Here is a 10,588-nt window from a genome sequence, read left to right as displayed (position 1 = left end):
CCTGCCTCACCCGCACATCCCGATCTTGCCTCTCCAGGCTCAGCAGCGCGCTCAGCCCCTGGCGTAACGGGAGTGCCTACTCAGAAAGGTAGGGCGGCATGAGGTACCGGCTGCTGGGGCGTACCGGGCTGCGGGTGTCGGAGTTGTTCTTCGGCGCGATGGGCTTCTACGAGGGCGGCGCGGGCAAGGAGCACCGCGCGATGCTCGACGCCTACGAGGGCGCGGGCGGCAACGTGATCGACACGGCCTCGGCCTACGGCGAGAGCGAGGGCGTCCTCGGCGAACTGCTGGCCGGGCGGCGCGAGCGGCTCGTCCTGGCCACCAAGTACTCGATCTCCCGTGACCAGACGGATCCGAACGCGGCGGGCAACCACCGCAAGAACCTCGTGCACTCGCTGGAGCGGAGCCTCAGGCGGCTGCGTACCGACTACGTGGACGTGCTCTGGGTGCATCTGTGGGACCGGCGCACCCCGCTGGAGGAGACGATGCGGGCGCTGGACGACGCGGTGCGCGCGGGGAAGGTGTTGTACGTGGGGATCTCGGATGCGCCCGCGTGGGTGGTGAGCCGGGCCAACACGCTGGCGGAGTGGCGCGGGTGGACGCCGTTCGCGGGGGTGCAGGTGCCGTACAGCCTGCTCAAGAGGGACGTCGAGCGGGAACTGCTGCCGATGGCGGGCGAGCTCGGACTCAGCGTGGCGGCGTGGGGGCCGCTGGCCGGGGGCGTGCTGTCGGGCAAGTTCAGCGGCGGCGAGGGGGCGGAGGGGCCTACCCGGGTGGATCCCGCGACGCTCGGCGACCGCGATCACGCCGTGGCGCGGGCCGTGCGGGAGGTCGCGGGGGAGGTGGGCGCGAGCCCGTCGCAGGTGGCGATCGCGTGGACGCGGGCGCGGCACCCGTTCGTGCACCCGATCGTCGGCGCCCGCGACGCCCGGCAACTGGCCGACAACCTGGGCGCGGCCGAGGTCGTGCTGGACGGGGAGGCGCTCACGAGGCTGGAGGCGGCGGCCGGCTTCGAGGCCGGCTTCCCCGGGGACTTCCTGGCCGAGTGCGAGGCCGACCCCTGGGTGTTCGGCGAGGGCTACCGGCGCCTGGACGCGTCGTAGGCGGCGACGGCGGCCCTGCCGGCGATCATGCGCCAGGCCTGCTCCAGCAGGGACGCCACCTCCTGCCAGTCGGGCTCCACCTCGTGCAGCTCGACGCCCACCCAGCCCCTGACGTACTGCGGGGTGAAGTAGCGCTCGGGGTCGGCGGCGAGCAGCGTCTCCAGTTCCCCGGGCGGCGCCTTCACGCACAGCGCGAGCCGCCCGTCGCCGTGGTGGTCGACCAGCACCCAGGCGAGGCGCTTGCTGCCCAGCCGGCAGGCGACGTGGCCGAACGACTCCTCGACCACCACCCCCGGCAGCCCGGCGGCCAGCTCCGCCACCCGCTCGCTCACCCGCCCGACGTCGGCGTCGGTCCAGCTTCGCGTCATGCCGCCCACCCTAGGACATTAGGATCCGGTGCCATGCGTTTCGTGATCTTAGGCGGCGTCGCCGCCATGGTGCTGTCGGCTACGCCCGCACTGGCCAAGCCGCCGGCCCCCGCCCAGCTCGCCGAGGCCGTCCTCACCCCCGAGGACCTGGGTGACGGCTACGCCGACAACGTCAAGCGCCCGCGTGAGGCGCTCGACAAGGACTCCGCGCACACCAAGGCCTGCCGGACGGCGATAGACAGGCTGAAGCCGCTGCTCAGGAGCAAGGCGGCCGCCTTCATCGACAAGCGGGGCAAGCCGTCCGGGCTGCGGCAGTTCGCGCTCGGCGCCACCCCGGCAGGGCTGGCCTCCTGGCAGGCGGCGGGCAAGGCGATGGCGCGTGACTGCGCCGGGGTGGACAAGAGCACCAAGAAGCGCAAGGAGGGCATCAAGCGGCTGTCCGTCGGGCGCGTGGGCACCTGGGTGTACGCGATCCGCTACAGCGACCATCCCCAGGAGTTCGCCCGCCCGATCCACGCCCAGGACGTCGTGCTCATGCGGGTCGGCCAGGTCGTCACGCTGGTCGTGAGCGACGGCTACTTCGGCACCTTCGACCCGGCGCTGAGCCGGCGCGCGGCCCGCCTGGCCGCGGCCAAGCTCAAGGAGGCTCAGGGCTGATGTACGGCGCGGCGGGACGGGTACCAGCTCTCGCCGACCGGCTCGCCGGCCAGATTCCAGCTCCAGGAGATCGTGGGCGTGATGCGCAGGTACACGCCGGGCCCGACCATGCCGGTGCGTTCGAAGGGCTGCTCGGCCACGCCGTACACGCGGATGCCGCGCGCGACGAACGGGTCGGAAGACGGCATGTCATCGACCACCAGCGCGACCTTGGCGCGTCCGGCGGCGACGTTGCGGAACTTGCGGGTGTCCACCACGCTCTGGCCGCCGCCGACCCAGAAGTACGTGCCGTCGAACTCGTAGGCGACCGGCATCACGTCGGGCTGGTCGCCGGCGTCGAGCGTGGCGAGGCGGGCGAGGGACTGGGAGCGCAGGTAGGCGCGCTCCTCGTCGGTGAACGTCATGGCAGGTCTCCCTTTCTGCGGCGGTCCTCTCCCTTTACACGATCGGGCGGCCCGCGTGTCGACAGACACGGGTAAATCGCGTTGCGGGGTGGACGCCGCCTTCGCCACGCTGGGCGGATGAACGTGCCCTATCGGCAGATCCGTGCCGTCTACACCGAGGAGACGATCACCGTCTACCAGGCCTACGACCCGGCCATCGCCGTTGCGGCGGTCGCGGCGCAGCGGTTCGTGGCGCCCTTCAAACGCGAGCGGATGACGTGGATCAAGCCGTCGTTCCTCTGGATGATGTACCGCTGCGGCTATGCCACCAAGCCCGGCCAGGCCCGCGTGCTGGCCGTTGACATCAGCCGCGACGGCTTCGCGTGGGCGCTGGCCAACGCGTCGCTGAGCCACCACGGCGGCGCGGAGGTACGCGGCAGGCCGGTGCGGGTGCAGTGGGACCCTGAGCGCGACGTGCACCACAACCCGCTGCCCCACCGCTCGATCCAGATCGGGCTGTCCGGCGAGGCCGTCACCCGCTACGCCGACGAGTGGATCACCGGTATCCGCGACATCACCCCGCAGGTCAAGGCCGTGCACGCGGCGCTGCGGGCCAAGCGGGACGTCACCGGGCTGCTGCCCGCCGAGCGTCCCTACCCGCTCGGCGCCGAGCTGGCCGCCGTCGTCCAGGCCTCCTAGAGCGCGGCCCACAACCCCTCGGGGACCGGGGTACGGAAGTCCGCCACGTTGGCCAGCACCTGGGCCGGAGTGTGGGCCCCGATGAGGATCGAGCGCACGGCCGGGTGGCGCAGCGGGAAACGCATCGCGGCGCCGGCCACCGGCACCCCGTACGCGGCGCAGGCGTCCACGATCGGCCGGACCTCCGGCGGCGGATCGGCGGGCGGCTCGGCCAGCAGGCCGCGGTGGAACAGACTGGCCGCCACCACCGGGACGCCCCGCTCGGCGCACAGCGGCAGAAGCTCATCGAAGGCGGTACGGCGCAGCAGCGTGCACTGGTTGGCGGCCAGCAGCACGTCGGGATCGGCGTTCCTGACGAAGGCGGCGAGCATCGCGGGCTGGTTCATGCCGACGCCGATCGCCTTCACCACTCCCTGCGCGCGCAGGTCGGCCAGCGTCGCGAACGCCTCGTCGAGGGCCTGGGGCCAGTGATGGTCGGGGTCGTGGACGAGCAGGATGTCGACATGGCCGGTGCCGAGCCGTTCCAGCGACTCCTCCAGGCTGCGCAGGACGCCGTCGCGGGAGAAGTCCCAGACGGCGTGCCGGTCGTCGGCCACGGCGAAGATCCCCGGGCCGCCGGGGCCCGGCCGGATCAGCCGGCCCACCTTGGTCGACAGCACGTACTCCGACCGGGGCCGTTCGCGCAGCGCCGCGCCGAGACGGCGTTCGGCCAGGCCGAGCCCGTAGTAGGGGGCGGTGTCGAAGTAGCGGATGCCCGACTCCCAGGCGGCGTCCACGACCGCGCGGGCCTGCCCGTCGCTGATGGGACGCAGGTAGTTGCCGAGCGGGCCGCCGCCCAGCCCCAGCTCGGGCAGGTGGGGCAGGGTCACGGGGCGGGTTCCAGGTGGAGCCAGGTGGTGACGACCTCGGTGACGGCCTCCAGGTGGTGGTCCTCGCCGGCCTCGACGATGAGCACGTCCCCGGCGGCGAAACCGGACACCTCGCCGTCGAGGTGGATCCGGCCCGTGCCGGACAGGATGAGGAAGATCTCGGGGTCGGGATGGGTGTGCGGGCCCCGGTTGTGGCTGATCTGCCCGGGGGGCAGGGTGGAGACGCCGCCGGACTCGACCCGGTAGCCGGGTAACGAGATCCCGTCGCCGTGCTCGGCCAGCGTGCTCCTGCGCATGGGGGGCTCCTTTGCGGAGAAGGGCGCGTGCGCGCCTCTGGCACCGGGCGCGCACGCGGTCTGCGGGAACGCCGTCAGCCGAGGACGCCGCTCTCCTTGGCCGCCCGCTCGATGGCGGACAGTTCGTCGGCGGTGAAGCCGAGGCGGTCCACGGCGGCGGCGTTGGCCGCGAGCTGCTCGGGGCTGGAGGCGCCGACGAGCACGGAGGTGATCCGCTCGTCGCGCAGCGCCCAGGCGAGGGCCAGCTGCGCCACCGATTGCCCACGATCAGACGAAATTTCCGACAATTGCCGTACGAAGGACAGCACCTCCTCCGTCACCCGGTCAGCCGTCAGGAACCGCCCCTCCGCCGCCCGCGAGTCCGACGGGATGCCCGCCAGATACCGGTCCGTCAGCAACCCCTGGGCCAGCGGCGAGTACACCACGCAGCCCACGCCCTCCCGCTCCAGCACCCCGAGCAGTTCCTCCTCGATGTCGCGCCGCAGCAGCGAGTAGACGGGCTGGTGCACCAGCAGCGGCGTGCCCAGGGAGCGCAGCAGCCCGGAGATGGCCTCCGTGCGGCCGGGGGAGAAGTTCGACACGCCCACGTACAGCGCCCTGCCGGTGCGGACCATGTGGTCCAGGGCCGCGGCCTGCTCCTCCAGCGGGGTGTCCCGGTCGTCGCGGTGCAGATAGTAGATGTCGACGTGGTCCAGGCCGAGGCGGCCGAGCGACTGGTCCAGGGTGGCCAGCAGGTGCTTGCGGGAGTTGCCCTTGCCGTAGGGGCCGTCCCACATGGGGTTGCCGCCCTTGGTGGTGACCACGATCTCGTCCCGCATGCCGCGCAGGTCGAGCTGGAAGATCGAGCCGAACGTGCGCTCGGCGGCGCCGAGCGGCGGGCCGTACCGGTCGGCGAGGTCGAAGTGGGTGATGCCGAGGTCGAGGGCCGCGCGCACGATCGCGCGCTGGCTCTCCGGCGTACGGCCGTCGCCGAAGTTGTGCCAGAGCCCGAGGGAGACAGCGGGCAGCAGCAGCCCGCTGCGCCCGCACCGTCGATAGTCCACGTACTACCTTCCTGCGATTCCGGTCAGAGTGACGCCCCTGATGAAGGTCTTCTGGGCGATGAAGAAGATGATCACGATGGGCATCATGGCGATCAGGGCCACGGCCATCATCTGGTTGTACTGCGTGGCGAACTGGTCGGTGAACAGCCCGAGCCCCATGGGCAGCGTGAACTTCTCGGTCGTCCTGATGTAGATGACCGACTCCAGGTACTGGTTCCAGTTGCCCACGAAGGAGAACAGGCAGATGGCCGCCAGCGCCGGCTTCGACAGCGGCAGCATGATCCGCCACAGGATTCGCAGCTCGGAGGCGCCGTCGATGCGGGCGGCGTCGATGAGCTCCTGCGGGATCGTGGTGAAGAACTGCCGCAGGAGGAAGATGTACAGCGCCACCCCGAAGAACTCCGGCACGATCAGCGGCAGGTACGTGTCCACCCAGCCGATCTTGGAGAACAGGATGAACTTCGGCACCAGCGTGATCTCGCGCGGGATCATCATGGTGGCCAGCAGCGCCCCGAACATCAGCGTGGCCGCCCGCGCCCGCATCCGCGCGAACGCGTAGGCCGGCAGGACGCACGAGATCAGGTTGCCCGCCATCGACAGCGCCGTGATCAGCACGGTGTTGAGCATGAACCGCGTGTAGTCCAGCGACCCGAACCAGCCGCGCGAGTAGTTCTCCCAGTGGAAGGAGTCGGGCAGCCACTGCGGCGGGAAGGCGAGGTTCTCCGCGTCCGACTTCAGCGACGTCGTGATCATCCACAGGAACGGCAGCACGAACACGACGGTGCTCGCGATGAGCAGCACGTACGCGCCCGCCCGCTGCGCCCGCCGGATCCGCTTGGTCTGCGCCGGGGTGAGGGTCCTCGGCTCCGCTCGTTTCAGCAGCATCGGGACCTCACTTGAACTCGTAGTGCACCCAGCGCCTGGCCAGGGCGAACTGGATGGCGGTGACGGCGATGATGATGGCGAACATGGCCCACGACAGCGCGGCGGCGTACCCCATGTCGAAGTAGACGAAGGCGTGCCGGTAGATGTAGAGGCCGAGCACCATCGTGGCGTTGCCGGGCCCGCCCTCGGTCATGGCCAGGATGAGCACGTAGCCCTGCAGGGCGCCGATGAAGCCGGTGACCACGTTGAAGAAGATGACCGGCGACATCATCGGCACGGTGACGCTCCAGAAGCGCCGCCACCAGCCGGCGCCGTCGATCTCGGCCGCCTCGTAGAGCGACTTCGGGATGCCCTGAAGCCCGGCCAGGTAGATGACGATGGTGTTGCCGGCGCCCCACACCGCCATGAGCACCAGCGCCGGGATGGCCCACTCCTGCGAGGCCAGCCAGCCGGGGCCGGTGATGCCGACCGTGGCCAGGACCTTGTTGATCAGGCCGTAGTCGGGGTGCAGGATGTTCAGCCACAGCAGCGCCGTCGCCAGCCCGGAGACCACGGACGGCATGTACATGACGGTGCGGAACAGGCCCTGGAAGCGCAGCGGCTGGTTGAGCAGCAGCGCCATCACGAACGTGAACGTGACGCCGAGCGCGACGTAGCCGACCCCGTACTGGACGGTGTTCTCGATCGACTCCCAGAACTCGGGGTCGCCGAACATGCGCTCGTAGTTGGCCAGGCCCACCCACTGAGGCGCTTTCAGCAGGTTCCACTCCATGAAGCTGATGACGATGGCCGCGATGATCGGGCCGGCCGTGAACAGGATGAACCCCAGCAGCCACGGCGAGACGAACAGGTGGAAGCGCCGCGCCTCGCGCTGGGCGAGCGTGGCCATCACGCGATCTTGTTCTCGGCGAGCAGCGGGCCGACCTTGGCGGCGATCTCGTCCAGCGCCGCCTTGGCGTCGATCTTGCCGAGCATCGCGCGCTCCCAGATGGGCTTGGCCGTGTCGACCGCCTTCTTGGTGGCCGGCAGGCGCAGCACGCCGTCACTGGTGGCGTAGTCGGCGAGGATCTCCTTGACCAGTTCCGCCGTTTCCTTCGGGATGCCGAGCGCCTCGGCGTTGGGCAGCCATGCCGACTGGCGCGCCGGGGCGCTGATGCGGCGGAACTGGTAGCCGGAGGACGACAGGTACTCGTAGATGTAGAGCCACGCCGCCTCCTTCTGCTGGGAGGCCTCGGTGATGACCAGGGCGCTGCCGACGGCGGGGGAGAAGCGGCCCTGCGGGCCCTTCGGCACGTGCGTGGCGCCCCACTTGAACGCCTTCTGCTTGGCCAGTTCCGTCATGATCCAGGCGCCGTTGATGTGCATGGCGGCGTGGCCGGACTTCCACGGGTCGACCTTCTCCAGCAGGAGCTCCTCGGCCAGGCTCGGCGTGACGCCGTCCTTGAGCAGCAGGTCGAGCCACATGCCGAGCGTCTTGACCGCCTCGGGGGAGTTGACCTGGACCTGGGTCTCGTCGGGGGAGAGGAACCGCCCGCCGTACGGCATCAGGAAGACCGTCGACAGGTCGGGGGCGGGCTTCGGGGTCGGCGAGAAACCGAAGATCTTCGTGGCGCCGGAGCCGCTCTTGAGCTTCTTCGCGGTCTCGATCATCTTCTCGAAGGTCCAGGTCTCGTCCGGGTACTTCAGGCCGGCCTTGTCGAAGATGTCCTTGTTGAAGAAGAGCAGCTTGGGTGCCATGTCGGTGGGCAGGCCGTACAGCTTGCCGTCGCGCTCGAAGTAGGCGAGCCCGGCCTTGGGCAGGTCGTCCCTGGCGAAGTCGGGGGACCTGGCGATGAAGTCCTCCAGTGGGGCGACGATGTTGTTGGAGATGAAGTTCTGGGTCCAGGAGTAGTGGTTGTACATGACGTCGGGCAGGGAGCCGCCCGCGGCCTGGGCCATGTACTTGGTGAGGAAGCCGTCGAAGGTCGAGGTCTCGCGCTTGATCTCGATGTTCGGGTGGCGCTTCTTGAAGAAGTAGTCGAACTGCATGTTGCGCACCTCGGCGATGACGTCCGAGGTGGAGGCGATGGTGATCGTCACCTTGGCCGCGGGGTCGGCCACGTCCGACTTCGGCCACCGCAGCGAGTTGTAGAGCTTCTCGGCCTCCTCGAACGGCCAGGTGTCGTTGCCCGGCCGGTTGGGGTCGATGGTCTGGATGCCCGTCTTGACCGGCGCGGCGGCCTGCTTCTGCTGGCGCGTGTCGCCTCCGCAGGCGGCGATGACGGGCATGGACGCGGCGGCCACGGCGAGGGCCAGCATCCGGCGGCGGTTCATGTCCATGGATGACCTCTTTCAGAGGAAGATCTCGATGGCCGCACCGGCGGTCGGAGGGTTGAGGTGCCGGGCGCACACAGGCCTCACGGTCAGTCTCGCCGCAAAGGTCCGATGACTCAGGGGCATGGCCGTACCGTAGACCTGGTAATTAACTTCGTCAAGAATTGAATTGCAATCGCTTGCAACCTAGGCTCGGGCGCACTGTGAGCTAGCCATGGAGGCTTTCGTGCCCAAATGGACCTGTGCTGCCGACGATCTGGAAGCAGTGATCGAGCTCTCGCCTGACGGCGAGCTTTCATGGGAGGTACGGCACGCCGGCCGGGTGGTCGTCAGCCCGTCCCGGCTGGGCCTGAAGGCCGCCCACGCCGACCTGACCCGCGGCCTGGCGTTCGAGGGGATCACCAGCCGGGCCGTCGACGAGACCTACGAGACCGTGACCGGCAAGAGTCGCGTGCACCGCTACACCGCCACCGAATGGACCCTCTCCTTCAGCCCGGGCCTGGAACTCCAGGTGCGGGTGGGGTCGGGCGGCGTGGCGTACCGGTATCGGGTCAGCTGGACCGGCCCCGTCACGATTTGCGATGAAATTTCGGAGTATGTGGTGCCGGCGGCGGCCCGCGCCATCCTCCTGCCCTACGAGAACGGCCGCTGCGACTACGAGGAGATCCACCACCACACCACCGTCGAGCGGGCCGAGCCGATCCTGTACGGCTACCCGTCGCTGTTCCAGATCGGCGAGAGCTGGATGCTGGTCACCGAGTCGAACCTGGACAGCGGCTACGCCGGCACCCGCCTCGCCTTCGACGGCACCGCCTTCCGCCTCGACCTGCCCGACCCGTACGTCACCGCCGCCTCCCCGCTGGTCACGCCCTGGCGTACGGCGATCGTCGGCGACCTCGCCGCCATCGTCGCCGGCGACCTGGTGACCGGCCTGGCCGAGCCGTCCAAGGTGCCCGACGCCTCCTGGATCAAGCCGGGCGCCGCCGCCTGGTCCTGGTGGTCGGACGGCCCCTCCACCCGCGACCTGGAGGCCCAGAAGGTCTGGGTGGACTTCGCCGCCGGGATGGGCTGGCCGTACGTGCTGGCCGACGCCGGATGGAACAAGGAGTGGATGCCCGAGCTCATCGCCTACGCCCGCGAGCGCGGCGTCGGCATCTGGCTCTGGTCGCACTGGCAGCACGTCGACACCCCGCTGGAGCATCGCGAGAAGCTCGCCCTCTGGAAGGAGTGGGGCGCAGTCGGCGTGAAGATCGACTTCACCGAGTCCGACGGCCAGGACCGCATGCGCTGGTTCGACTCCATCCTGGAGGCCACCGCGCGGCTGGAGCTGATGGTCGTCTTCCACGGCGGCACGATCCCGCGCGGCACCGAGCGCACCTGGCCGCACTTCATGACCGCCGAGGCGGTCAAGGGCGCCGAGTGGATCAAGCCGAAACCCGGCAAGGAACCGCTCTACCCGCCTGCGCACTACCTGTCGCTGGCCTGCACCCGCAACGTACAGGGCCCGATGGACTTCACCCCCGTCACCTTCAGCGCCGTGCGGAGCATCTCGGCCGGCTTCGAGCTCGCGCTCGCCGTCCTGTTCGAGTCCGGGGTGCAGCACTTCGCCGACAGCATCGAGGCGTACGGCGCGCGCCCCGAAGCCCGGCGCCTGCTCGCCCGGGTCCCCGTCGCCTGGGACGAGACCCGCCTGCTGTCCGGCGACCCGGCCGACCACCTCGTACTGGCCCGCCGCGACGGCGAGGTCTGGTACGTGGCCTGCGGTACGGCGGGCGAACCCCGCGTGATCACGGTCGCGCTCGACTTCCTCGCGGACGGCGAGTGGACGGCCGAGATCTACCAGGACGCCCCCGGCGACGGCGTCGCGGCCGAGGAGGCCGAGGTCGCCCCGGGCGCCAAGCTCGACATCCCCGTGGCCGCCAACGGCGGTTTCACCTTACGGCTGGCCCCGCGCCGGCCGTCATGACCGGAA

Annotated in this window: 12 protein-coding genes; 4 read left to right on the top strand and 8 right to left on the bottom strand. The window is 70.1% G+C overall.

Annotated features, from left to right (window positions below; genetic code table 11):
- The first annotated feature begins 98 nt into the window (after nt 1-98).
- Nucleotides 99-1,103, top strand: coding sequence for an aldo/keto reductase (locus ACFWY5_RS07370; protein WP_379630813.1), 1,005 nt, complete (start codon nt 99-101; stop codon nt 1,101-1,103).
- Here ACFWY5_RS07370 and ACFWY5_RS07365 read toward each other — a convergent pair.
- Complete coding sequence (locus tag ACFWY5_RS07365) at nt 1,079-1,471, bottom strand: MmcQ/YjbR family DNA-binding protein (RefSeq protein ID WP_379630812.1); 393 nt, start codon at nt 1,469-1,471, stop codon at nt 1,079-1,081. The two genes, ACFWY5_RS07370 and ACFWY5_RS07365, sit on opposite strands and share 25 nt — an antisense overlap.
- A gap of 33 nt (nt 1,472-1,504) precedes the next feature.
- Between ACFWY5_RS07365 and ACFWY5_RS07360 the strand changes: the two genes are divergently transcribed.
- The gene (locus ACFWY5_RS07360; protein WP_379621429.1) at nt 1,505-2,128 is read left to right on the top strand and encodes a hypothetical protein; all 624 of its coding nucleotides are present in this window, start codon (nt 1,505-1,507) and stop codon (nt 2,126-2,128) included.
- Here the strand turns inward: ACFWY5_RS07360 and ACFWY5_RS07355 are convergent.
- The gene (locus ACFWY5_RS07355; protein ID WP_379621427.1) at nt 2,119-2,532 is read right to left on the bottom strand and encodes a PPOX class F420-dependent oxidoreductase; all 414 of its coding nucleotides are present in this window, start codon (nt 2,530-2,532) and stop codon (nt 2,119-2,121) included. The two genes, ACFWY5_RS07360 and ACFWY5_RS07355, sit on opposite strands and share 10 nt — an antisense overlap.
- A gap of 117 nt (nt 2,533-2,649) precedes the next feature.
- Here ACFWY5_RS07355 and ACFWY5_RS07350 point away from each other — a divergent pair, with 117 nt between their 5' ends.
- A complete protein-coding gene (locus ACFWY5_RS07350) occupies nt 2,650-3,210 on the top strand; it encodes a DUF4291 domain-containing protein (protein WP_379621425.1) in 561 nt (186 codons plus the stop codon).
- Here the strand turns inward: ACFWY5_RS07350 and ACFWY5_RS07345 are convergent.
- From ACFWY5_RS07345 to ACFWY5_RS07320, 6 genes are all read right to left on the bottom strand, one after another.
- Entirely contained in the window at nt 3,207-4,079 is an 873-nt protein-coding gene (locus ACFWY5_RS07345) for an aldo/keto reductase (RefSeq protein WP_379630811.1), read from the bottom strand. The genes ACFWY5_RS07350 and ACFWY5_RS07345 overlap by 4 nt on opposite strands.
- Nucleotides 4,076-4,375: a cupin domain-containing protein gene (locus ACFWY5_RS07340; RefSeq protein WP_184960603.1), complete on the bottom strand. Its 300-nt coding sequence runs from the start codon at nt 4,373-4,375 to the stop codon at nt 4,076-4,078. Before ACFWY5_RS07340 ends, ACFWY5_RS07345 begins: the two co-directional genes overlap by 4 nt.
- A 74-nt stretch (nt 4,376-4,449) precedes the next feature.
- Entirely contained in the window at nt 4,450-5,418 is a 969-nt protein-coding gene (locus tag ACFWY5_RS07335) for an aldo/keto reductase (protein ID WP_379621420.1), read from the bottom strand.
- 3 nt (nt 5,419-5,421) lie between these two features.
- Nucleotides 5,422-6,303, bottom strand: a complete 882-nt coding sequence (locus tag ACFWY5_RS07330) for a carbohydrate ABC transporter permease (RefSeq protein ID WP_379630810.1) — start codon at nt 6,301-6,303, stop codon at nt 5,422-5,424.
- Between the two features lie 7 nt (nt 6,304-6,310).
- On the bottom strand, nt 6,311-7,192 hold the full coding sequence (locus ACFWY5_RS07325; RefSeq protein WP_184960606.1) for a carbohydrate ABC transporter permease: 882 nt from the start codon (nt 7,190-7,192) through the stop codon (nt 6,311-6,313).
- Nucleotides 7,192-8,622: an ABC transporter substrate-binding protein gene (locus ACFWY5_RS07320; protein ID WP_379630809.1), complete on the bottom strand. Its 1,431-nt coding sequence runs from the start codon at nt 8,620-8,622 to the stop codon at nt 7,192-7,194. Before ACFWY5_RS07320 ends, ACFWY5_RS07325 begins: the two co-directional genes overlap by 1 nt.
- A gap of 220 nt (nt 8,623-8,842) precedes the next feature.
- On the opposite strand from ACFWY5_RS07320, the gene ACFWY5_RS07315 reads away from it, so the two are divergent.
- On the top strand, nt 8,843-10,582 hold the full coding sequence (locus ACFWY5_RS07315; RefSeq protein WP_379630808.1) for a glycoside hydrolase family 97 catalytic domain-containing protein: 1,740 nt from the start codon (nt 8,843-8,845) through the stop codon (nt 10,580-10,582).
- Nucleotides 10,583-10,588 lie beyond the last annotated feature (6 nt).

Source organism: Nonomuraea sp. NPDC059007 (assembly GCF_042740555.1).
Taxonomy (GTDB): domain Bacteria; phylum Actinomycetota; class Actinomycetes; order Streptosporangiales; family Streptosporangiaceae; genus Nonomuraea.
The sequence above is the reverse complement of the archived record's forward strand: the minus strand, read 5'-3'. Positions and strand labels throughout refer to the sequence as shown.

Bases quoted from the DNA above. Each gene is read 5' to 3' on its own strand.
- ACFWY5_RS07370 (WP_379630813.1), top strand. From the start codon at position 99: ATGAGGTACCGGCTGCTGGGGCGTACCGGGCTGCGGGTGTCGGAGTTG.
- ACFWY5_RS07365 (WP_379630812.1), bottom strand. From the start codon at position 1,471: ATGACGCGAAGCTGGACCGACGCCGACGTCGGGCGGGTGAGCGAGCGG.
- ACFWY5_RS07360 (WP_379621429.1), top strand. From the start codon at position 1,505: ATGCGTTTCGTGATCTTAGGCGGCGTCGCCGCCATGGTGCTGTCGGCT.
- ACFWY5_RS07355 (WP_379621427.1), bottom strand. From the start codon at position 2,532: ATGACGTTCACCGACGAGGAGCGCGCCTACCTGCGCTCCCAGTCCCTC.
- ACFWY5_RS07350 (WP_379621425.1), top strand. From the start codon at position 2,650: ATGAACGTGCCCTATCGGCAGATCCGTGCCGTCTACACCGAGGAGACG.
- ACFWY5_RS07340 (WP_184960603.1), bottom strand. From the start codon at position 4,375: ATGCGCAGGAGCACGCTGGCCGAGCACGGCGACGGGATCTCGTTACCC.
- ACFWY5_RS07330 (WP_379630810.1), bottom strand. From the start codon at position 6,303: ATGCTGCTGAAACGAGCGGAGCCGAGGACCCTCACCCCGGCGCAGACC.
- ACFWY5_RS07325 (WP_184960606.1), bottom strand. From the start codon at position 7,192: ATGGCCACGCTCGCCCAGCGCGAGGCGCGGCGCTTCCACCTGTTCGTC.
- ACFWY5_RS07320 (WP_379630809.1), bottom strand. From the start codon at position 8,622: ATGGACATGAACCGCCGCCGGATGCTGGCCCTCGCCGTGGCCGCCGCG.